Raw genomic sequence first — 24,358 nt, 5'->3', positions numbered from 1 at the left:
ACCAATGCAACAACAGCAACAGTAACAGGCTTGTCCGCCGCAACGGCATATGACTTCCGTCTAGTAGTTACAGGCGGAGCAAATGCTGGCGACTCGAACGTAGTAACGGTAACGACAAATCCGATTGCACTAACAGACTTCACGAGTGCAAGCAAAACGGGAACGAGCGCTACGTTCACATGGAGCGCAGCAACGAATGCAACAAGCATTAAAGTGGAGCAAACACCAACAGGTGCAAACACGTGGACAACAGCTACAACAGGTGCTCTTTCCACGAATGCAACAACAGCRACAGTAACAGGCTTGTTGGCAGCGACAGGTTATGACTTCCGCCTTGTTGTAACAGGCGGAGCAAATGCAGGCGACTCAAACGTAGCAACGGTGACGACAAACCCGATCGCACTAACAGACTTCGCGAATGCAAGCAAAACCGGTACAAGCGCTACGTTCACTTGGAGCGTAGCAACGGGCGCAACAAACATTAAAGTTGAGCAGTCACCAACAGGTGCAAACACGTGGACAACAGCGACAACAGGTGCTCTTTCCACGAATGCAACAACAGCGACAGTAACAGGCTTGTCGGCAGCGACAGGTTATGACTTCCGACTAGTAGTTACAGGCGGAGCAAATGCAGGCGACTCGAATGTGGTAACGGTGACGACAAACCCGATTGCACTTACAAACTTCGCGAGTGCTAGCAAAACGGGAACAAGCGCAACGTTCACTTGGAGCGCAGCAGCAGGAGCAACAAATATTAAAGTTGAGCAATCACCAATAGGTGCAAACACGTGGACAACAGCGACAACTGGAGCTATTGCGACCAATGCAACAACAGCAACGGTAACAGGCTTGTCGGCAGCGACAAGCTATGACTTCCGTCTAGTAGTTACAGGCGGAGCAAATGCAGGCAACTCGAATGTAGTAACGGTGACTACTAACCCAATTACACTTACAGACTTCGCGAGTGCAAGCAAAACGGGAACAAGCGCAACGTTCACTTGGAGCGCAGCAACAGGTGCAACAAACATTATAGTGGAGCAATCACCAACAGGTACAAACACATGGACAACAGCGACGACAGGCGTGATTGCGACCAATGCAACAACAGCTACAGTAACAGGCTTATCTGCAGCGACAGGTTATGACTTCCGTCTAGTAGTTACAGGCGGAGCAAATGCTGGCGACTCGAACGTAGTAACGGTAACGACAAACCCGATCGCATTAACAGACTTCGCGAGTGCAAGCAAAACAGGAACAAGCGCAACCTTCACATGGAGCGCAGCAACGGGTGCAACCGGTTTGAAAATTGAACAATCGCCAACAGGTACAAACACATGGACAACAGCGACAACAGGTGCTCTTTCCACAAATGCAACAACAGCGACAGTAACAGGCTTGTCCGCCGCAACAGGTTATGACTTCCGTCTAGTAGTTACAGGCGGAGCAAATGCTGGCGACTCGAACGTAGTAACGGTGACGACAAACCCGATCGCACTAACAGACTTCGCGAGTGCAAGCAAAACGGGAACAAGCGCAACGTTCACATGGAGCGCAGCAACAGGCGCAACAAATATTAAAGTTGAGCAATCACCAACAGGTGCAAATACGTGGACAACAGCGACAACTGGAGCGCTTGCCACGAATGCAACAACAGCGACAGTAATAGGTTTGTCCGCCGCAACGGGATATGACTTCCGATTAGTTGTAACAGGCGGAGCGAATGCAGGAAACTCGAATGTCTTGACGGTAACAACTTATTCGATTGAACCTTCACAGCCAAACCCGCCAAAAACGGACGAAACCGATGTTGAAGTGCTGGTGAACGGTAAAATTGAATATGCAGGTAAAGCGACTACAGCAATTGTGAATAACCAAAAGGTCACAACCATTATCGTGGATCCGAATAAGCTTAAGAACAGATTGGAGTCTGAGGGTCAGCGTGCTGTCATTACGATTCCGCTAAAAGGCAGCTCAGATGTTTATGCTTCACAGATAAATGGGCAGATCATTTCTGATTTGGAACTAAAGCAAGCTGTCTTAGTCCTTCAACATGATCAATTTACGTATACGATACCTGCATCACAGATCAGTATCGATGCACTCACTAAGCTTTTTGGAAAAAAATTAAATCTTCAAGACCTCAAGCTCGAGATAGAGATTGCCAAGCCAATAGCAGATACCATAAAAATGGTGGAAAGTGCAGCAGTTAAAGGCCAGTTTGAGATGGTTGTTCCACCGCTTAATTTTACAGTGCGAGCTTCGTATGATGGAAAAACGATTGAAGTTTCTAAATTCGATGCGTATGTAGAAAGAATGATAGCTATTCCAGCTGGTGTTGATCCTAACCGAATAACGACAGGGATTGTGGTTGAACCAGATGGATCTGTTCGTCATGTTCCAACTAGACTTGTCGTTAAGAACGAAAAGTATTATGCCGTAGTGAACAGCTTAACGAACAGCACGTATACCATTGTCTGGCATCCACTTGCGTTTAAGGATGTAGAGCGGCATTGGGCAAAAGAAGCTGTGAATGATATGGGTTCACGAATGGTAATAACGGGTGTTGGCAATGAAATGTTTAATCCAAATAAATCGATTACTCGTGCGGAGTTTGCTGCTATTATCGTTCGGGGATTAGGTTTGAAATTGGAGGCAAGCTCATCGTCATTCTCGGATGTGAACAAAAATGAATGGTATAGCAGCTATATTCAAACCGCATTTTCAAATGGTCTTATTAATGGATATGAAGATGGAACCTTCCGTCCTATGGACAAAATAACGAGAGAGCAAGCCATGGCGATCATTGCAAAAGCAATGAAAATCACCGGCTTGAAACCGAGTCTTGCAGCAAGTGAAGCTGGAGAATTGCTGCTTCCTTATAAAGATGCGAATGCCGCATCCGAGTGGGCGAAGAGCAGCATCCTCGATTGCTTGCAAGTGGAGATCTTCTCAGGCAGAAGCAGTACTGTGCTTGCTCCAAAAGATGAAATCACGAGAGCAGAAGTGGCTGTGATCATCCAAAGACTTCTCAAAAAATCTAATTTGATTTAAAAGACTAAATACTAAAGGGTTATCTTACAAAGGTGAATACACCAATGTGAGATAACCCTTTTTTCTGTTTGAGCAATAGGTTTTAAGTGAGCCTGTATGCTCGATCATCGCAATTAAATTATTTTCATATAGCTGAATCCATAAACAGAGCCGAGCGCCATTACAATGGTCCATACGGCAAGGCTGACTGCCATCCATTGAATGACGCGTTTTCGCGAAGAGCCTAATGACAAAGCTAATAAAGCCGCGATGTCGGTACCCACAATAAGGGGCGCCAGCAGGGCAAGTCCGGGAAGGCCGTAACGCTCCCAAATTCGCCTTGCTCGAGTCTCCTTTTTTGATGTTGTGGTAATGCCCTTCTTCAATTTCCGATTCGTATTCCACTTCGAAAATTGTTTGAAAAACAGGCCCAGGAGCAGTACCAAAAGAAAGTTGCCTGCAAAACCGATAATGGCTACTGCTACTGGCGACAATCCTGCTACGATGCCAAGAGGTACGACTAGAAATACATCCAACCACGGCGCTGCTGCAAGTAAAAATGAAACAATATATGGCCATATCCCATCCGTTTGCTGAATCCATTCAATCATAATGTTCCTCCAGTTATTATTTATCTAATTAGCTGAGGAAATGGYTTCGCCTTGAGTCGGCTTCATCGCATTTTCCCACTTCACATTGATGGATCGGGCAGTGAATAGTTCGGGTCCGTCCGATAGCTGAAAATGCAAATGGGGCTCACTGCTATTGCCTGAATTGCCGGTCAGACCGATGACGTCGCCTTTTTTGACCTTGTCTCCTGGCTTAACTGTTGCAGAGCCTTTCTTGAGATGCGCCAGATGGCTGTATTCTCCACCGTGATCAATGACGACATTATTCCCAGCAGGTTCATTCGGATTCATTACCCCAACAGGCGCATTATCTAAAATATCATTCACTACCGATATGATTGTACCATCCGCTGGAGCAATGATTTCTTTCCCGAAGGCAAAATAGCTTTCATTTTTGAGCGGGTCACCTTTATAGGAAAAATGATCCTTTGTTTGGATAAAATCGTACGCGTATCGCTGAATCTCTAGTTCATAATGATAATTCACAAGAACATTCTCGCCGCCCCAAAATACGAACCAGTCGCCCTCAAAAGGTAAAGCATATTTATTTTTGCTCAGCTTCGAATCGGTTTCAGGTGAGGAGGTTAGTTCCTGAACTTGAATTGATGTAATGACTCCGTCAGAATCAAACATTCCGAGCAGCCCCTTATTCCCCTCATCACTCACCCATATGCGCCGGTCGTAACCATTAAGCTGTATAGTAGAGGATTTCTCGAAGCTATGGATCCCATTCGTAAATTCCTCTCCCGTCTTTTCTAAATCTGCTTCGCTTACCGCATCTTTTAAAGGTTGATTAAAACGGGCATAAATTTCCTTATACTTGCCGTCCAGCAGCGCCTTTGGCAAGTCGTCTGGCATAAGTAATTGGTTCGTTGTCTCCGTGGGGCTCATTGTTGGCACAGCTCCTGTGTTGGTGGTCACTGCTGAATTTTCTCCGCTGCAAGCGGCTAGAAGTAAAGCTAGTGAACCGGCAGCTAATGCCGTTTTTGCAGTCATTGCTGTACCATATATATAATTCGTTGCTCCTTTTTTCATTTTCATCGCCTCCCGATAATACCATTGTAGCAGCAGAGTCTTAGCTCTTATGAAACCCATCATTAACGCACTCTTAACTTTAAGAAGGGTGAATGGAAACGAATTAAGCTTCCCTTAAGATTAGAATGATTTAAAGTGAAAAAAATCATGCTATGATGATATAAACATCAGTTGGCGGAAGGAGCTGGCACGAATGAACCATGCATCGATTTTGCTCGTTGATGATGAGCAAGCGCTACTGGAGCTTTTGCAGACGGTATTGCGCAAGGAAGGCTACATGAATATTGATACCGTGCAATCGGGTGAAGAAGCCATTGAAGCTTGTGAAGCTAAAAAATACGATTTAATTGTATTGGATGTGATGCTGCCAGGGCGCAGCGGAATTGAAATATGTCCTTTTATCCGGCAAACGACGAACGCGCCAATTTTATTTCTAACCGCGAGAACATCGGATTTCGACAAGCTGACAGGGTTTGCAATTGGCGGAGATGACTACATTACCAAACCATTTAATCCACTGGAAGTGGTAGCCCGCATAAGGGCGCAGCTGCGGCGGTACTTTAGTTCGTCAACGGAGACTGCTGCCTTAAAGAATATCTCAGAAGATTCTCTCAATCGAAAATCCAACGTATTTGATTACGGCCGATTTAAATTAGAAGAGACAGCAGGTGAGCTGTTTATTGAAGGACAGGCTGTTTCATGTCCTGCGCTTGTGTTTCAGCTGCTGCTTTTTCTATGCAAAAACCCTAATCGAATATTCAGTAAAAGCGAGCTGTATGAGAAGGTTTGGGGTGAAGAAGCCTTCAGTGATGACAATACGGTCATGGTTCATATTCATCGGATAAGAGAAAGAATTGAAGCTGATCCGTCTAACCCAAAATTTATCGTTAACGTCAGAGGTATGGGCTACAAACTAGTTAAAGCGGATCAGCAGGAGCTTACTATGCCATGAATATTAAGCGACAACTAACACTGAAGTTCGTTCTTCAACTCGCAATAGCAGGAATGATCGTTCTTCTCATAGCTGCGCTAACCTTTTATTGGATGCTGCAGCGGTTTAGCGAGATTAACATAACACGTGATTTTGCCAGTGTAGGGTTAGAACAGATGGTAGAATCCTCTAAGCTTGGCAAGAATGGCATTACGTTTGCACCCAGCTTGCTGAGGCAGGTGAAGAAAAACAATGGCTGGCTGCAAAGCCTAGATGAGAATGGAAAAGTTGCTAGTGCTTATAACACGCCCAAAGATGTTCCTAACCAATACGGGCCAGGTGAATTAGTGGAACACTGGATGGGGAAGAGCGCATTTCCTTACCAGATTGCGTTATGGATACAGCAGAAGGATGGGAAGAAATTCACAATGGTCTATGGGGCTCCAAAAGTAATAGAGCCTATATTGGAACAATTAAATGAAGTCGAATTCATTGTTTCTGAAAAAAAATTAGTCCTTCCAGATGCCTTATCAGGAAAAATAAGATCGGCTCATGCTTTTGTTCAACTGATCGATTCGGCAGGATTGGAACTGGACTCCTATAACAAGCCCGATGCGGTGCCTTCGCTATACTCCGTTCCGGAACTTGCGCTTCGCACATTGTACAGTGAAAGATACGGTTACCGGATAGCAACCTCGTATGATGCAAAAACTGGAAACACCTGGCTTGTCGGAGAACCGAATACTGTAGCGGGAGAATCGGGCAAAAAGAAATGGATACCGGAGGAAGCACAGGTAGTCATTATCGGGTCCATTTTCTTGTTTATCTCCTTACTGGTCTTGTTCGTACTCCTCTCACTATGGCAAGCCCATCGTTTTGGCGCCCCGATGCTGCACATGCTTGTATGGCTGGATTCAATAGGGAAAACCGTGTATGAAGAACCTGTCGATCGTAGAGGTCTCCATCGAAGCCGAACGTCAGCAGGAAAATGGCGGCGAAGGTATCGTGTTTTTGCTGATGTGATGGTTTCTATTGAAAAGCTATCCAATGCCTTGAAGAGAGAGCAAGCGATGCGGGAGCAAACGGAAAGCCTGAGAGAAGAATGGATTGCTGGCGTTACCCATGATTTGAAGACGCCGTTATCCTCAATAACTGGTTATGCCCATTTATTAGCGGAGCCGGCATATGATTGGTCTCAGGAGGAGGTACGTAAATTTTCTGCGACGATGCTGGAAAAATCGGCTCATATGGATATGTTGATCAGCGATCTTGCTATGACGTACCGATTGAGGTCGGGAATTCTTCCTCCTGAGACGATGAAGGTTGAACTAAACGCCTGGCTTTATGAAGCGCTTGAACAGGCTGCCGCTGATCCTGCTTACGGAAAACAGCGAATTGTATTTCATGCTGCGCAAGATGATGTCTGGTTCCAATTGTATACACCTTGGCTGGAGAGGGTAGTTAATAATTTAACCGCTAATTCGCTGCTTCATAACCCGCCTGATACCGTTTTGACGGTATCGCTTCTGGCGGATGAAGAAGGTGGCGGAATAACGATAAAATTCTCCGATGATGGCGATGGTATGGATGAAGTTACATTAAATCGGCTTTTTGAGCGTTATTATCGCGGCACGGATACCGCATCCACCACCAATGGTTCTGGACTTGGCATGGCTATATCGAAGGGACTGATTGAAGCTATGGGTGGCAGGATTATGGTTAAAACAACACCGGGTGAAGGGACGACGATTTTGTTAATATGGAACTGACAACATCGACTTTCATCGAACAAACAACAGTTAAAGAATTGCTGTAAAATTAGTAAATAAATGAAAAAAAACGCTAGATCATGATATATTGATGATCTAGCGTTTTTTTAAATCTACAAGAGAATGAAAAATGTAAAGAAAATATATTCTTGTCAATCGAAATTATTTGCCAGGGAGGGGTAAGAATGCAGCAACAGGAAAAAGAAATACAGGAGCTTAAAGAACGATTAGTTAACGTCGAGGAAAAACTTCAACGTAAATCGAATTCTTCTAACGCTCTTAAGTTTGTACTGTGGTTCGTCCTTATATTCGTCGTTCTACTGATCGCAATTGGCGTATTTCAATTTATTAGCTCTTCTTCATCCTAATTTAAAATAAATATTCTAACGAATGAAGCGGCGGTCAATGACGTTACTATACGTCTTGCCCGCCGCTTTAAGTTGTATTTAGGCTTTTTTAGTTTGAAGCCGTTTAAGTTCTTCATCCACACGAGCTTTGCGCTGCTCGAGCTGCTGATCGGAACCATATGCGCCAGCATGTAAGCTGTTGTATGAACCTTTCGTAAGGTCACGTTGTGCTTCTAATTCCATCACCTTCTGTTCAATCCGATCGAACCCTTGTGAAGCGGAGCTGCCATGTAGGGAGTTGGAATAGCCAGTAGAAGTTGCAGTTGTCTGCTGCACGCGGGTAATGAGCTCAGCGCGTTTTCCTTGCAGCCGTGTTTTCTCTTCTTTTAATGCCTCAATGCGATAACCGAGGTCAAGTACCGCTTGCTTTGCTAGCTGCTGCAGTCTTGCCGTTTCTTCGGCTTGTTCTAGATACAACAGCTTCGCTTCAAGCGCCGTACGTGCTTCTGCTTCACGTTCCTCAACTGCCGCTTGCTCTGCTTTACCCTCGTAATAGCTTACTTGTCCGCTGAATTCACTTAGTTTAGATTGCAGCATACGATCCTGTGCTTGCTGCTGTGCTAGCGCATGCTCCGTTTTGGCAATTTCCTCATCCAAATCTCTCAAATAATGATTAAGCATCATGACCGGATTTTCCATCTTATCCAACATTTCATTTGCTGCTGCCTTTGTCATACTAACTACTCGTTGTAAAATTCCCATTGATAATCTCTCCTTAAAAGTTTGTGTTTGGTTTTATTTTCATTTGCATTCGTTTATTTGATTTAGTAGTGATCGGCAAATCGAAAGTCGTTGTTAATTGCTTTTGGGATAAAGAGGGTAGCTATAAAATATGCGAGTATAACCGTTCCGAAGCTGAAGAACGCCGCAATGACAACTAACAATCTAACAATAGTGGAATCAATGCCGAGCCATTGTCCGATGCCTCCGCATAGACCTGTCAGCTTGCTGTCTGTCGTTGATCGAAATAATTTTTTCATATACAGTCATCCTTTCGTGTAGCTCATCTATGTCCTTATTGTAGCCTCTTGAAGATTCTTTCGTAACGGTCCTCGGGCCATTTCGGTGCTAGGCTTTAGGCGGGGACTGTCTGCGACGGGCGACGGGGCTGCCGCTATTCTTATAGCAGTTATAGGCTGTGCTTTATTAGAAATTGCAATTGGGATTGGTGGTGGTCTCAGTTGAAAATGTAAATCCATAAAAAAACTGCCCGAAAGTAATTAGACCTTTGGGCAGCTTTATCGGGATGAACGTGTTGTTGTTAAGGTGTTAAAACCAAAGATTTACGGTTGTGGGTTACATATTCATTGCGTAGCTAGGCTTTAGACGCGTTTCTTCTTTAAAGGAGCTGCTTAGAAATACTATTCCTGCAGGCAAACCTTCTGCTGTGTAATCAGTCGGAACCGTGATTGCTGGCTGGGAATCCTGAATAAGGGCTAAGTTGGTTATTGTTTCCCACTTTCCCGCCTTCTCGAGCGAGAGAGGCTGCTAAATTCCTTTACTCTATTCAACCAATCTACTATTATAAATTTAGATTTGAGAGATAATAATTAGTATAAATGGGAGATGGGACCAACATGAACAGATGGTTTTATTATAAAATCGGAATTTGCTTGCTGATCGTTTTTACGCTGTGTGTTCCAAGCTTCGGTGCTTCATCCTCTGTCCAAGCGAATGACGCTAAACCTGCTGCTTCCTATTTAGCAGAGCGTTGGAGCGAGAGCATCAAGGGAGGTGCAGCTGCGAATCCGGTCATCGGTGAGGACGGTACGGTGTATATCCTATCTCAGCAAGGGAAGGTTTATGCCTTTAGCCCTGCTGGCAAGCAGCTGTGGACTGCTGATGTTAGTCCTATGGATGATACTTCTCCAGAAAGGGAGGGTCAGCTCGAAGTTGGAGCAGATGGGATCCTTTATGTCGGCTCAAGAGGGAATTTATATGCATTCAACAAAGATGGCGTGAAAAAATGGGAGTATGAAACAACCTATTCAAGCTTTCAAAAGGTTGTCGTTCAACGTAACGGCTTAATCTATATTCAAGTCAGATCAAGGGAGMTGCTGCTTGCCTTGCGCACGGATGGCACGAAAGCAATGGAACGAACCAGTATTAGAAATTTGGTAAAGCACGCAGGCACTTTAGAGGATAAGGTTTTTATTACATCTTATAACCTAGATACTAAATTTGTTGAGGGCAAGATAAGTTTAGAATCTACATCTTATGCTGAGGAATTAAATGCTAGTGGTTTATCGCGCTGGAAAGTCAATTTGAATGGATCATCTTATAATACCCCAATGACGGACAAGCAAGGCAATTTAATCGTATATTTAGAAGCTTCGAAAAAAGGAGATCAATCGGGTAGTTCACAGCTTAATCAGGACAGAAGTCCAGGTGAGGTTAAAGTGATCAGCGAGGGAGCTGTGAAACAAAGTTACTCGCTAAGCGCAAGGACGTACGCTCCTATTGTTTTTGATGATCAACAAAACGCTTATATTGTAACGCGAGATGCCGTCATTTCTAAATTTGATACGCAAGGAAAACTTATATGGAAGCTGCAAATCGATCAAGAGGCTAATGTATTGGAAAATGGAACGGCAATGCAGTTGGATAAAGATGGTTCCCTTCTTTTCTACAGCTCATTGACTAGTTATGATAAGACGAAAGTTGAGAAAACCGAGCAAAATGAATATTTTAAGCATCGGTTGCTTCGAATTAGTCGAGGAGGGGAACTGCTTTCCTCTATAAAGAGCGGTATTTACACAACCTCGGTTGTTTGGTTAGACAATGGAATGATTTTATTAAACGGTTATGACAAAGTTGTTTTATCGGATATGAAATTAACGAAGCTAACAGAGTACAACATGAATTCTCCCATTTATTTAACGTATAGGGATATCAATACGATCTATGTTGGAACAGAGAGCGGCCGGGTAATCGCGCTTGAAATAAAACAAGCATCGAACAAGGGCGATGCGGTTTCCATCACGTTTGGGAACCTCTTTCCGTACATTGAATCAAAAAGTATATACTCGCTATTTGTAACTGTGAAGTGGGCAGATGGCAAGGAGCAAACCAATCCGCAAGGCATCGTTTATCGCAGCAGCAATGAAAAAATTGCTTATTTTGATAAACAGGGCCTTCATACGGTCGGAGCTGGTGAAGTCGAGGTGAGCGCTGAATATTTGCATTTAAAGACGACAATGAAAATTAAGGTAAACGAGCGAGCTTATATGAATGAGCCTGGGGTTACCTATAGCGCTCAGCTTGTGAAAAAATGGGGAGTGTCACTGCCTACACTGAATAGCAGTATTAATGAGGTATACCAGGTTCCCCTCCTCTCGGATGATGGAACGGTTTATGCGCTTAGCAGTCAAGGGAAGGTAGCAGCGGTCAGTTTGGAAGGAAAGCTGCAGTGGCAATACGATTTGAAGGAGCAGGTAGGGGCGAGGCCTGCAATTGGACCGGATGGACGGCTATTTATAGGAACGAATAGCGGTTTGCTTACAGCATTTGATCCAAGCAGCGGCAAGCAGGTTCTTCATAATATGGTGGCAGCTAATCAGCGCAATACTATGCTTGGCTGGGATCGTTCCGGCAATAGATATACAGGATTCACAAATAATAATATTGTAAGGGATGGCAGCAAACGAAGCGTTACCAGTTATCTTGAAGCATCAAATGTTTCGGATACTCGGCTTTGGTCGATATCCTTGAGTGGAGAGATCACACATTTTGAGCCAACTTTAAATGATACTGGAGACACTTTATATGTTATCACTACGGCAGATGAGTGGGTTGGTGAGAGTGCGACTATACCTTCAGGAATAGTACAAATTCGTAGACATGGCATGCTATATGCTATTAATGCTTCATCTGGCAGCATACGCTGGAAGTATGAGCTTGGCGCGTCAGATAATACATTTTATAAACCTTTGCTGCTTCAGGATGGCACCATTGTTACAGGCAGCTCACAAGGTACTGTAGAAGCAATAGATAAAGAAGGCAAATCGAAATGGAAGAAAAATTTGAAAGTATATGCCTATACAGGACCATTTTTAAGCGAAAATAAGCTCGTTATATTTAAACCTGGCGAGAATATTGGCGTGACCGAGGGAGAAGAGCTTATCCGTTTTATTAATGTGAAAAATTATCCCGAATCCACCAATAGCATCAATCAGCAGCAGAATGAATGGCTTCTTACTTTATCTGATAATACTTACGCTAGTAGAGGACGTCATTCTCTTGCATCGTATAATTTAGCAGGCAAGTTGAAGTGGGAGCTCCCTATCGCTGGAGAGAAGACGGCAGTAAGTAGAATTAGCAACAACTTTCAAGTCGCGGTTATCGATTCAGCAGCTGAATTAACCTTCTCTGATATTAAGGTTAAACATACTTCTGGACTTTTATTTTCTGATTTGAAGCTGCACTGGGCAAAAGGAGCTGTTGAGGAACTTGCAGCAGCTGGCGTTGTTGACGGTTTTCCAGATGGAACATACCGTCCTGCAGCTCAGGTAACGAGGGAGCAGTTTCTAGCTATGCTTGCGAAGAAATTGAAAGTTTCTGTTAAAGCAGAAAACCTGTCATTTCTTGACGTCCCGAGCACGCGCTGGTCTAGGCCTTTTATTGAATCGGCTGTAACACGAGGCTGGATTGATGCTTCAAAATATGGAAATCGCTTCAAGCCTGAACAGCCGATTACAAGAGAAGAGGTAGCGGTATGGACAGCAAAAGCTCTAAAGTTGATCGAAAAAACGGATGGCTTAGCTAAGATTTCTGACAAATCATCCATACAAGCATCAAACCTTGGGCTGGTGGGCGCAATAATAGATTCCGGTATTATTACTGGCTACAAGGATGGAAGCTTCAAGCCGCTCGCGACTTTGACTCGTGCAGAGGCGGCTGCTCTACTGGCACGAATGTAACAAGTTAGAGAGAGAGTGTGAAAAAAGGAAACAGCTTAAGATGTAGCATTAGCGTCATAGGCTGATGTCTTTTAAAAGTTGAATAAGATAGTTGTGACGTAGAACGTCATAGTATGACATATTATAAAAAGATGAATAAAATAGTTTTGACGTAGAACGTCATGGTATGACATCTTATAAAAAGTTAAATAAAAAAAGTGTGACGTAGAACGTCATAGGCTGACATCTTTGAAAAGTTGGATAAGATAGTTGTGACGTAGAACGTCATAGGCTGACGTCTTATAAAAAGGTAAATAAAAAAAGTGTGACGTAGAACGTCATAGTATGACATCTTATAAAAAGTTGAATAAAAAAGTGTGACGTAGAACGTCCCTGGTTTTCCTCTGTACAAGAGGAGCCAAGGACGTTTTTTCATTTTGAGGAGGATGAGAGATGGAATTTGCTGAAGAACATGAGAAATGGTTGAAAAAACATTTGCGTGCAAGTAAGGGAGAGCACAAGAGCAGGCTTCAGCGTGGACATGGGCATGGTGAACGTTTGTTTTTGAAGCAAGTTTGGTGGCCGATGATGGGTAGTTTTGATCATTTACATCCGGAGTATGAAGTCGTGGATTGGCGTGGGAACCCTTTTTATATTGATTTAGTTTGGCAGCGGGGAGCGACGAGGTTCGCTTTCGAAATAAAGGGTTATGGACCTCATGTTCAGAATACCGATCGAATTCGATACCGACGGGAACTAAATCGGGAAACATTTCTGCAAGTGCTTGGATACCGCGTCGTGTCCATACCTTATGACGAGTTGGAGGAAAAGCCGCAACTTATTGTGTCTTTGCTGCAGTCGCTGCTGGCTCCTTATTTGGTGACTCACACGCAAGAGCAGAACATGACACGCTTTGAGCGGGAGTTATTGCATTATGCGTTTAGGTCAAACAAGAACATTCGCCCAGCTGATGTTATGAAGGAGTTTCATATTAATCGCCGCACAGCGGTCAAATATTTGAAAAGACTGTGTGACGTTGGCAAACTGCGTCCAGTTGTATCTGGAAAAGGCATTCGTATTGTCAGCTATGAGCTAATACGCTCGGCTTTTAATCCTTTTTTTTAGGGAACGGAAGTGGACGTAGAAGTAGGACTAGGACTAGGAGTAAGAGTAAGAGTAAGAGTAAGAGTAAGAGTAAGAGTAAGAGAGGAATTAGAAATGACGGCTGAATATGTGTGAATGTGTTCATTTGTGGAGCGTGTGACTTGTAAGTATCTGGAGTGTTACTGGATTGCATGCAAATTGTATGTAAGTGGAGTGTGGTTTAATTGCATGCGATTTGTGTAGGTAAAGCGGGATTGAAATGGTGTAGATGGATTGTGAATGTAGTGTGTGGGGGGTGTGAATTTGGATTGTGCACGTAATGTGAGTGAAGTATGCATGTACCGCGCGTAAAGTTTGAATAAGCGCAGGAGTGCATCTATTTTCAATAGATAAGGTGGAATTTACTCAAATAGGTGCACAAGTGCATCTATTTGAGTGATTTGGAAAAGTAGTTGTCGGAATAGGTGTATTTATGCTCTTAGATGAGCCTGCTGATATGAACCGGGGTGCTCACTTAACTAATCAGCATGTACTCTCGACTGTTTTTGTTGAGAGTAGATACTGGACTATGAGGGAATGTGCGTTTGTTTAGTGTATTGGGTGTTGGGTTATGCGTTTGTAGAGCGTGCAAGGTGTCCGATTGGATGATTGTTAAGTGTACAAGGAGTGCTATTAAACTAACAGTATGTGATTTGTGTAGGTTATGTGCATTGAGAGTATAAGTGGTTTACGCATGTTGTGTGATTGTAGTGTGCGTGACCGGATGTGAAGTGTAAATAAGCGCAAAAGTGCACTAGTTTCTATCAAATTTGATGGAAATGATGCAAAGAGGTGCAAAAGTGCATCTAGTTGAGCGGATTTGTAAGGTAGCTGGCGGAATAGGTGCATTTATGCACTTAGATAAAGTTACTGCTGCTAACTGGGGTTCTCACTTAGTTATCCTGATTTTTGTTCTTCGCTTTTGTAGATAGTGATAAATGGGTGCGCAGCAGTGTGCATATTTTAAGTGTATTTGGAGTGAGAGTATGCGTTTGTGATATGTGCAAGGATTTATATGTGAGTTGTGTAGGTAGTGTAATTAGAGTGTTTATATGGTTTGTGCATGTAGTGTGATTGTAGTGTGCGTGACCGATCGTAAAGTGTAAATAAGCGCAGAAGTGCACTTGTTATTATAAAATTTGATGGAAATAACACAAATAGGTGTAGAAGTGCATCTAGTTGAGAGGATTTGAAAAGTAGTTATCGGAATAGGTGCAGAAATGCACCTAGATCAAGTTATTGAGGTTAACTATGTACCTAAATGAAGCTATTACAGTTAGCTCTGCATCTAAATGAAGCTATTACGGTTAGCTGTGCACCTAGATCAAGCTAATGAGGTTAACTATGCATCTAAATGAAGCTATTACGGTTAGCTGTGCACATAGATCAAGCTATTGTGGTTAACTATGCACCTAAACTATGCCATTACGATTAACTATGCACCTAGATGCAACTGAGCGGGCAGCACCATAGCACCCGCCCCACCCCATACAGACTTTTTTCAAAAAAGATCAGACTTCTAACAAAAATGATCATTCTTAAGCGCTTTCATCTGTTCTATGCTAATAAAATCCAATTAGGATCAGATTACCATGGAGGATGGGTGAAAGATGATTAAGAGGAAAAAAAGCACGGTTTTCAAATTGTATGTTTGGATGATTTGTTTTGCAATTTTGAGTCAGCTGGCTGTATGGCCAAGTGCGGTATCCTTTGCAGAGGAAGTCGTTGAGGTAAAAACGATCGCGAGCATTCCCTCTATCGAGATTAACACAACAATAGGGAATCCGCCGGTTCTTCCGCTGGAGGTAGAAGCTATATTTAGCGATGAATCCGTTGGACAAGTTCAGGTAAGCTGGGACGAAATTGATCCCTCGCAATATGCTGAGGCTGGAGCTTTTAAAGTAGAAGGCAGCGTTCAAGGCACTCCCCTCAAAGCTTCCGCAGAAGTTACAGTGAGGGAAAACGATTTTACAGTATTTCTGAATGAGATTACGAGCAATGTGCCAGATGGACAAAGCGTCGTTTCCTACAGCAACAATTATCAGTCCATGCAGCCCGAATTAATGACTTTTATGAAAGGAAACGGGACTACATCGGTTAACAATGGGCTGACGGTAGAAATGAATTCGTTAGAAAAAAATATAGCTATTGCTGCTTGGGATAAAGGACCATGGCTGTCCGCCGGCACAATCGATGCAACACTGCGTTACACCAGCGGGACGCAAGGTAATATTGGGTTTGTAATCGGTGCCTATAATTCTACCCAAGGATTGTCTATTCGTTATGATGCGGGTACGACTTGGGTCATTCAAAGCCCAGATGGTTCTGGCGCGTGGGAATCTTTTGAAGGACCCGAGTTGAAAATGGATACCGATTACCGGATCAAGATTGGTTATAACGGAAACAAGCTATTGGTTATCGTTGATGGCGTTACCTATTACAACAAGGACACGAATTTATTGAATTTGAAGGCTGGAATAGGTCAGGTGGCCTTGTATAAACGTTTTGCGACGGGACAAGTCGTTTTGAAGGATATTAACATTCAAGGCGTTGGCCAAATCGAAAAACCGTCAGATATCATTAATTATGTACAAAATTATGAAGACCCGGCGTACACACCGCGTTGGTCCGGACTTAACGCTCAAGTGGTAACAGACATTACAGGCAACAAGGTATTATCGCTAAAAAAAGGAGCTAAAGAACGCGGAGCAGATTTGGATTCCCCGCAGCTACAATCGGGTACGCTTTCATTGGACTTTAAGCTAGTAAATCCTGTTAAGCTTTCTAGCGGCCAAGGTTTTGCATTTGGCTTCAGAATGAATGAGACGGCAAGCATCTTTAGCGAAATCGGAGTCGATCCAAATCGCTGGTTGCCTGAATCCAGCTCCGGTTGGGGCAGCAATTTAAATATTCCTTATCCGATTCAGGGGAAATGGAACAATCTATTGTTCAATTTTAATGGAAAAACAATTACGGTCTATATGAACAAAAAGCTAGTTGGCGATATTACATTTGCTGAATTTACCGATGCGGCTGGCTTGTTTGGACTTCGAATCAGAAGCACAGTAGAGCTGTATATCGACAACCTGCAGTATACGAATCAAATGATTACTCCAAAGGAATTGGTGCAATACAGCAACAACTTTCAGGATGGCATTACGGGAGGGTGGAGTAGCGGCTCTTCATCCATCATCAAAGAAGGCAGCAATCGCTTTTTGAAGTTGTCCGGTATCACGGGCACGGTATTGAATAACGATGCGCCACTCCTACAGAGCGCAACCTATATGCTGGATGTAAAACCTACGACTGATGCGATTGGTTTTGCTATAGGCAGCAGCTCTGTGGTGAAATTTGCGAATGACCACTGGATTTTGGAGAAGGATGGCAGCACTATTCCTTTTGTAGCAAGTGACGCTATTTCATCGAGTCCATTAGTTATGAGTTGGAATAAGGTCGGAATACAATATAGCGACTCTTCGGTCACACTAAGTATAAACGGAGCTAAGTTGACTGCGAATTTACCGTCCGGACAACAATTCGGAGAAGGTTCATTCGGAGTATACGGGCAAGGCGACTTGTATGTGGACAACATTTTGTTCACGGAGGAATTTATCCAAATGGATACTTCCCCTGTCGCAAGCAAGATGTATTATGAACAATATTATGAGACAGCTTCAAGCATGAACTGGACAGGACTCGGCGGCAGTCAAGTCGTCGATGGTTATTTGAAGGGCAGTATCGCTTCGGGATCGGTTGCGATAAATGAAGATATCGTACCTGTGAAAAACGGCGTATACCAGGTCAAGATGAAGACAAATGCTTCGTCCGCAGGAGTTAAAATCGGCAATGCAGCCATTTATTACGAAGGTCAAGGCAAATGGATGTATCAACCTAACGGTGGAGAAAAAATAGCTATCGGAGACAGCGTTGAAATTGTACCTGGCAAAGATTTTATTTTGCGGGTAAGGTTGATCGAAAATGAGTTGAATCTTTATGTGAATGGCATTTTGGTGGGCACTGTCCAAACGAAAGACTTCACACCGGGAGCGTTTGGAATTTATAATTCCGGAAATGAAGTGATGCAAGTTGAGATGGATGCGATGACCGCAGAAGAAATTAGAATATATGAGCCTGACTTCACTACGCCTAACTGGAGCGCGATGGATTCGAGCAGTCCGGCCGTGCTGGAAAGCGGCGAAGGCAGCGTTAAATTAAGGCTGCCCGGCGTATCTCTCGTTACCGATAATAACAGTCCAGACGTTGTCGATCAGAAAGTAACCTTTGATTTCAAGACGAGTGTAGGCGCTGGGACAGACGGAGGGCGCTATGGATTTATTTTGAGAGGATATGACGATAACCGCTACGTATCTATCGTTCATGACATCAATGGAACTTGGAAGCTTTCTGCAAACGGCAACGATTCCAACTTCCCTACTGCGTATTCCATGGCGGCGGATACTGTGTATAAAATCGAATTGAATCTGATCGGCAACACAGTTACTTTCGCTATTACTGATGCTGATGGCAACAGGACGGATATGGGCGCGGTTACGGATAATACGGTGACCTCAGGGGCTGGGAAATTTGGAGTGTATACAGCTCAGACGGTTTCGGAAAAGGTTGGCGAAAGCAAATATGCCTATACGATGGCTTTTGACGAAATTGGCGTGGTGATTAAGGCTTTCATAGAAGCAAAAGAAAATAACGTTGTTCGATTCGAAGTGAGCGAAATTCAAGAAAAAAGTGATTTTGTTGTCAGATCTCTCGAGTTGAATAGTTCACTCTTCTATGTGGATAGCTCTATGAAAGGCGCGACGTACGCTTGGAACAAGTCTGACGGCAAGTGGCACGGGATTTCGGAAGAGCTGGTTGACGACATGTCCAAAATGAATCAAACCGGTTCATTCGGCACAACGATGACGATGGTGAGCGCAGAAGGACTGGGCGCGTCTATGGAAAATAACGTAATGAGCGGCGGAAATAAGATACTCGTTAACGCCGAGAAAAAGTCCCTTGTAAATAAGCTTACCGTAAAACCAGGATCGTGGACTTATCGTCATACCCAGAGCAATGAAAAGGAAGCACTGCCGTGGTATAACGTTGTTCTTACCGAGGATCGCAATTCCGATGGGAAGGTAGACTGGCAGGATGCGGCTGTGGCTTATCGTAAAGAAATATACGTGCAGCCGTTCGGCGCCGAAGACATGAAAAACAATATGATGTACATTGCGTTCAACTTCGCTAGTCAGGCAAATGATCCGTTCCTGAACGCTTTGGACACTGGTAAAGTGCTGTACAATTATTCCGACGGCTTTGGACAAATGATTTTGGAAAAAGGTTATCAGGCGGAAGGGCATGACGATGATATTCCTTCTTACTCCAACATTGGGGTGAGACAGGGCGGATTAGCCGATTTTAACTACTTGATTGACGAAGGGGCCAAATATAACCTTCGCGTCGGCGTTCATTTAAACGCCACAGAATACCATCTTGATGCAAACGAGCTGAACTATTCCAATCTGACAGGCGCTACGCCAAACGGATATAAACAGGATCGGCTAGCAAAAGGTTGGGATTGGATCGATACGAGCTATTATGTAGATCAGACAAAGGATGTTTTGAGCGGTGATCTGAAGTCACGATTTACAAACTTGTACAATCTCACCAAAGATCCAGCAAACCCGAATGACCCTGCTTTGGATTTTTATTATATCGATGTATACACAGGCAACGATTACAACGCTTATAAATTGCTGCAATATGCAAATGGCTTGGGGTTGAAAGTAGGAACCGAATTTGCGGGGCCGATTGAGCCAGGATCGGTATTTGTCCATTGGGGAACGGATTTGGGTTATCCGAACCAAGGGAACAAAAGCATTCTTTACCGATTGGTTAAAAATGACCTCGATATTTTCGTCGGCAACGCGCTGTTTAAAGGCCAGAAAATCCCGGTCGTAGCGACTTGGGGGGATTCGAAGCCAGATATTCAACAGGGTGTAACCGTGTTTTTCAATGAAGTGCTTCCGACAAAATTTATGCAGCATTATGGCGTCATGAAATATGAGACGGATCAAGTGACTTTTGAACAAAATGTTGTATCCAAACGAAACAAAGCAAGCAACAAGATTGAGCTCTCCAAAGACGGAAAAGTCATCTCTTCTTGGAAAGATACCGGAACAACGACGGACACAGCCGAGCGTCATACGAGCGAAGCAGACTCCTTGATCCCTTGGCTGTGGGATGTGAAGACCAACCAGCCTCTAGGAATAAACGAAGGAGCTAAATTGTACCACTGGAATACGACCGGTAATACGACGACTTGGCAACTGACAAATGATTTTAAAGACGTTGCATCGTTTAACATGTATGAATTAACGCAGCAAGGCAAGGTGCTTGTAGATACGATTGCTGCGGTGGATGGATCGCTAACGATTGCGAAGGCAAGCAAAAATACGCCATATGTTCTATACCCTGCAACAGCAGATGCTTTAAACCTGATTCCTTCTGCGGGTGAATGGGGAGAAGGCAGCCTGATTAAGGATTTTGCTTTCAATTCAGAGAAATTTAATGTTGAAGGATCATGGTCTGTTAATGATACGGCCAATGCTTCCATTAAGGTCGTTCAAGGCGATGTTGGATACGACACGACAAAAGAGATGGTAAGGTCCAACTGGAACCGCTATGCGGAAATTGGAAGCCGTGCTGGTGAGTTGTCTCAGCAAATCACTGGATTGATTCCGGGAGGAGAGTATACGGTTGGTGTATGGACTCAAACCGTTAAAGGAAGAAAATCCTCTTTACAGGTAACCATGAACGGCAAAACGTACAGCAATTATGTAACAGGCTTGGACGGTTCACATCAAAGTTCATTTAAATATGTGGACACAACTTGGCAGAGAATGAATGTGAAATTTAAGGTGCCAGAAGGCACGACAACGGCAACAATCAAGTTAATCGCAGATGCTGGAGCTGGCACTGTGCTATTCGATGATGTCCGAATTTGGAAGCATCTGACGTCGGGAAGCGGTGCTGAACAAGCTGGTTATGTCGTGAAGGAAGATTTTGAGAATGTGTATGAGGGCTGGGGGCCTTTCGAGTATGGAGGCGGCAGTCGAATGATTCATATCGCATCGGATCAGAGCAACCCGCATGATAACAATCCGATTGTTCAGGCAGCTGACCAAAAAATCGGTCCTGTCATGACTTGGGTATTGAATGGTCAGAATTCATTAAAGCTGAATGAAACTGACATGGGCAGACTGATCAAATCAAATGAGTCCGACATTAAATTAAAAGCGAATAAGACGTATGAGCTTGGCTTTGTTTATACGATGGAAAATGGGGTTACCTACGAGGTCAGCGTGTTGTCTCGTTCGACCGGCACTGCGGTGTTGAAGGAAACGCTGCTAAACAAGCCTAATTCGGGGATTAAGGCAGAGGATGGATACATCCGCTTTAGCCAAACCTTCACCACTGGGGCACAAGACGATTATCAGGTCGTGTTTAAAATGATTGCCAAAGGCGCAAGTAACGCGACTTCCGATTATGCTTTTATATTGGACGATTTCTACATCAAAAATACGGGCGTTGATTATGCCAAGGAGCTCCTGCTGCAAGCAATTAAAGATGCCCAAGCGCTTAAAGAAGCAGAGTATACTCCTGTGACATGGGCGACTGTTGCCGCTACTCTGCAAAGCGCTATCGAAGTAAGCAGCAATGCTGAAGCAACAATAGAAATGATTGAATCAGCGAGGACAGCTTTGGAGAAGGCTGTGAGTGAGCTGGAGACTCATGTCATCGCTATTGTAAGCTTGCAGGCAGTGTCAGTGACCACTACGGTTGGAAAGGCGCCAGTGCTGCCTCATACTGTGAGAGCTGTTTATAGTGACAAATCGGTTAAAGATCTTTTGGTCGTTTGGAATGCGATCAAAGCTTCCGATTATGCGCAAACTGGTACTTTTGAAGTAGAAGGCACGGTTGCAGGTACGACGCTTAAAGCGATCGCTACGGTGCATGTGCAGGCGGACAATAGCGGACCGGGTACAGATCCAGGAACAGGGACGAATCCGGGGACGGGCACTGGTCCAGGCACAGGCACAGATCCGGGAGCGGGCACTGGTCCAGGCACAGGCACAGGCACAGGCACAGATCCGGGAGCGGGAACTAAAGTGACTTTCCAGGATACAGCCAGTCATTGGGCTAGAAAAGAGATTGAAGCTCTTGCAGCCAAAGGCATTCTAACAGGCGTATCAGAGAACAAGTTTAACCCTAATGCTTCCATTACTCGCGCTGAAATCGCGGCTATGTTCACTCGGGGATTCAATCTCCAAGCAAGCACTTCTCAATCGTTTGAAGATGTGCGTGGGGACAAGTGGTACAACAATGTGATAACGGCTGCATCGGAATCGGGATTGCTACAAGGAACTGGAGGCAATCGATTTGAGCCCGACCGTTCCCTTACCCGTGAGGAAATGGCTGTCATTATCACGCGCGTGCTGCAAATAAAAGGTAAGCTGCCGACTCTTGCGACATCTGAAGATGCCATTTTAGCGAGCTTTAAAGACGAAGATCAAGCAGCCGCTTGGTCCAGAAATGCGCTGGCTATTTGTATCCAAGCAGGCTTGTTGAAAGGTATGCCGGATCAAACGCTCAAAGCCAACAAAGAGCTGACTAGAGCGGAAGCGGCGATTGTATTGAGCAGACTGTTCGATTATTTGAAATAGATTTAAAGTTTTTAGAGGACTAGTGGATTTCTCTACATTTTGAATGAGCTGTCCTAGAAATAGTCGGTTCGCTTTGAATTTTTAAAAATAGCGATATAGGGAGTTATTCCTGTATCGCTATTTTTCTATTCTGATCCATGGCTGCTTGCTTAAGCAGGTAGCGGGCAATCAAACGCCGCTCGACCCATTGGATGACATTCTGGCAGCCGATAAGCGGGAGACGGAACTCAGGGAACCCATAGATTCTGTAGCCCCTGTAGCAGCCACTTAAAACCCTCAGATCCCTCAAAGCCCTCAAAGCCCTCAGAACACCCCGAAACCCCGAAACCCCGAAACCCCGAAACCCCGAAACCCCGAAACCCCGAAACCCCGAAACCCCGAAACCCCGAAACCCCCAAACCCCCAAAAAACCGGAACCTTCGAAACCCCTGGAATCCTTGGAACCTCTGGAACCTCTGGAACCTCTGGAACCTCTGGAACCTCTGGAACCCCTGGAACCCCTGGAACCCCTCTACTATACTTTAGCTGTCTAAATACGCTTTCGAAAAGCGTGTTGGAGTGCGAATGGACTGTATACGAATTGTTAAGGTGGTGTGATTAGAGTGTGCGTGAACCAATTGTGGAGTGTAAATAAGCGCAGAAGTGCACTTGTTTTTAATATATGATCTGGAAATGACGAGAATAGGTGCACAAGTGCATCTATTTGAGCAGTTTTGAAAAGTAGCTGGTGGAATAAGTGTATTTATGCGCTTAAATGCTGCTACTAATTGGAGTGTGCTCACTAAACTAACTAATTTTATATTCTTGGCATCTGTAAGGAGTGGCGACTGGATGTGTGGGGGGTGCATTTGTAAGTGTGTAAGGAGTGCGATTGGACTGTATGTGAATAGTGTAGGTAGAGTGTTGGTAGTGTGATTTGAGTGTGCGTGAACCGATCGTGGAGTATAAATAAGCGCAGAAGTGCACTTGTTTTTAATAAATGTGCTGGAAATGAAGATGTCGCGATGCTGCTGCTAACAGGTGTATGCTCACTAAACTAGCCAGTTTTACATTCTTGAAATTTGTTGGGAATAACGGCTGGTTACGTGAGAGAACGTACATTTGTGAAGTGTGTAAGAAGTGCTATTGGGCTGTAAATGGATAGTGTAGGTAGAGTGTTGGTACTGTGGTGTGCGTGAACCGATCGTGGAGTGTAAATAAGAGCAGATTTGCACTTGTTTTTAATAAATGAGATGGAAATGACGTAAATACGTGCACAAGTGCATCTATTTGAGCAGTTTTGAAAAGTGGTTGGTGGAATAAGTGTATTTATGCACTTAGACGCTTAGATACCGCGATGCTGTTGCTAATCGGAGTGTGTTCACTAAACTAGTTAGTTTTGAATCCTTGGATCTTGTAGGGTGTGGCGACTGGATGTGTGGGCGTGCTTTTGTGAAGTGAGTAAGGAGTGTGATTGGACTGTATGTGAATTGTATAGGCAGAGTGTGTTGGTAGTGTGATTAGAGTGTGCGTGAACCGATCGTGGAGTGTAAATAAGAGCAGAAGTGCACTTGTTTTTAATAAATGAGATTGAAATGACGTAAATAGGTGCACAAGTGCATCTATTTGAGCAGTTTTGAAAAGTAGTTGGCGGATTAGGTGTATTTATGCACTTAGATGTTACGATGCTGCTGCTAACAGGTGTGTGCTCACTAAACTAGCCAGTTTTACATTCATGAAATTAGTTGTGAATGGCAGCCGGTTACGTGAGAGAGCGTACATTTGTGAAGTGTGCAAGGAGTGCGATTGGACCG

General features: G+C 44.1%; 11 protein-coding genes. 7 read left to right on the top strand and 4 right to left on the bottom strand.

Going from position 1 to position 24,358, the window contains the following annotated elements; all coding sequences use genetic code 11:
* Nucleotides 1–3,051, top strand: a 3,051-nt coding sequence (locus AC1DPK_RS32355) for an S-layer homology domain-containing protein (protein ID WP_477512814.1), incomplete at its 5' end; no start/stop codon positions are given.
* Between the two features lie 113 nt (nucleotides 3,052–3,164).
* On the opposite strand, the gene AC1DPK_RS32350 is transcribed toward AC1DPK_RS32355, so the two are convergent.
* Together AC1DPK_RS32350 and AC1DPK_RS32345 are read right to left on the bottom strand one after the other, a co-directional pair.
* Entirely contained in the window at nucleotides 3,165–3,641 is a 477-nt protein-coding gene (locus AC1DPK_RS32350) for a small multi-drug export protein (RefSeq protein ID WP_477512813.1), read from the bottom strand.
* Nucleotides 3,642–3,665: 24 nt separating this feature from the next.
* Nucleotides 3,666–4,694, bottom strand: coding sequence for a peptidoglycan DD-metalloendopeptidase family protein (locus AC1DPK_RS32345; RefSeq protein ID WP_477512812.1), 1,029 nt, complete (start codon nucleotides 4,692–4,694; stop codon nucleotides 3,666–3,668).
* Between the two features lie 193 nt (nucleotides 4,695–4,887).
* On the opposite strand from AC1DPK_RS32345, the gene AC1DPK_RS32340 reads away from it, so the two are divergent.
* The 3 genes from AC1DPK_RS32340 (at nucleotide 4,888) to AC1DPK_RS32330 (ending at nucleotide 7,762) form a co-directional block, all read left to right on the top strand.
* Complete coding sequence (locus tag AC1DPK_RS32340; RefSeq protein WP_477512811.1) at nucleotides 4,888–5,646, top strand: response regulator; 759 nt, start codon at nucleotides 4,888–4,890, stop codon at nucleotides 5,644–5,646.
* A complete protein-coding gene (locus AC1DPK_RS32335) occupies nucleotides 5,643–7,394 on the top strand; it encodes a sensor histidine kinase (RefSeq protein ID WP_477512810.1) in 1,752 nt (583 codons plus the stop codon). Before AC1DPK_RS32340 ends, AC1DPK_RS32335 begins: the two co-directional genes overlap by 4 nt.
* Nucleotides 7,395–7,579: 185 nt before the next feature.
* Complete coding sequence (locus tag AC1DPK_RS32330; RefSeq protein ID WP_441876987.1) at nucleotides 7,580–7,762, top strand: hypothetical protein; 183 nt, start codon at nucleotides 7,580–7,582, stop codon at nucleotides 7,760–7,762.
* A gap of 78 nt (nucleotides 7,763–7,840) precedes the next feature.
* Here AC1DPK_RS32330 and AC1DPK_RS32325 read toward each other — a convergent pair whose 3' ends face one another.
* Both AC1DPK_RS32325 and AC1DPK_RS32320 read right to left on the bottom strand, forming a co-directional pair.
* Nucleotides 7,841–8,503 (bottom strand): PspA/IM30 family protein, encoded by a 663-nt coding sequence (locus AC1DPK_RS32325; protein WP_441876984.1) that lies wholly within the window; start codon nucleotides 8,501–8,503, stop codon nucleotides 7,841–7,843.
* Nucleotides 8,504–8,565: 62 nt separating this feature from the next.
* Nucleotides 8,566–8,781 carry a PspC domain-containing protein gene (locus AC1DPK_RS32320; RefSeq protein ID WP_076271803.1) on the bottom strand — a complete coding sequence of 72 codons (216 nt, stop codon included), beginning with the start codon at nucleotides 8,779–8,781 and terminating at the stop codon, nucleotides 8,566–8,568.
* A 597-nt stretch (nucleotides 8,782–9,378) separates the two neighbouring features.
* Here AC1DPK_RS32320 and AC1DPK_RS32315 point away from each other — a divergent pair.
* From AC1DPK_RS32315 to AC1DPK_RS32305, 3 genes are all read left to right on the top strand, one after another.
* Nucleotides 9,379–12,720 (top strand): outer membrane protein assembly factor BamB family protein, encoded by a 3,342-nt coding sequence (locus AC1DPK_RS32315; RefSeq protein ID WP_477512809.1) that lies wholly within the window; start codon nucleotides 9,379–9,381, stop codon nucleotides 12,718–12,720.
* A 432-nt stretch (nucleotides 12,721–13,152) separates the two neighbouring features.
* Nucleotides 13,153–13,824: a hypothetical protein gene (locus AC1DPK_RS32310; RefSeq protein WP_477512808.1), complete on the top strand. Its 672-nt coding sequence runs from the start codon at nucleotides 13,153–13,155 to the stop codon at nucleotides 13,822–13,824.
* Between the two features lie 1,628 nt (nucleotides 13,825–15,452).
* Nucleotides 15,453–22,565: an endo-alpha-N-acetylgalactosaminidase family protein gene (locus tag AC1DPK_RS32305; RefSeq protein WP_477512807.1), complete on the top strand. Its 7,113-nt coding sequence runs from the start codon at nucleotides 15,453–15,455 to the stop codon at nucleotides 22,563–22,565.
* Nucleotides 22,566–24,358 lie beyond the last annotated feature (1,793 nt).

This window comes from Paenibacillus sp. 01T424, assembly GCF_056398745.1.
Note: the sequence above shows the minus strand (reverse complement) of the source record. Positions and strands in the feature narration are given on the sequence as shown.

Coding starts and splice junctions, on each gene's coding strand:
- AC1DPK_RS32325 (WP_441876984.1), bottom strand. CDS start 8,503: ATGGGAATTTTACAACGAGTAGTTAGTATGACAAAGGCAGCAGCAAAT.
- AC1DPK_RS32330 (WP_441876987.1), top strand. CDS start 7,580: ATGCAGCAACAGGAAAAAGAAATACAGGAGCTTAAAGAACGATTAGTT.
- AC1DPK_RS32340 (WP_477512811.1), top strand. CDS start 4,888: ATGAACCATGCATCGATTTTGCTCGTTGATGATGAGCAAGCGCTACTG.
- AC1DPK_RS32310 (WP_477512808.1), top strand. CDS start 13,153: ATGGAATTTGCTGAAGAACATGAGAAATGGTTGAAAAAACATTTGCGT.
- AC1DPK_RS32335 (WP_477512810.1), top strand. CDS start 5,643: ATGAATATTAAGCGACAACTAACACTGAAGTTCGTTCTTCAACTCGCA.
- AC1DPK_RS32305 (WP_477512807.1), top strand. CDS start 15,453: ATGATTAAGAGGAAAAAAAGCACGGTTTTCAAATTGTATGTTTGGATG.
- AC1DPK_RS32320 (WP_076271803.1), bottom strand. CDS start 8,781: ATGAAAAAATTATTTCGATCAACGACAGACAGCAAGCTGACAGGTCTA.
- AC1DPK_RS32350 (WP_477512813.1), bottom strand. CDS start 3,641: ATGATTGAATGGATTCAGCAAACGGATGGGATATGGCCATATATTGTT.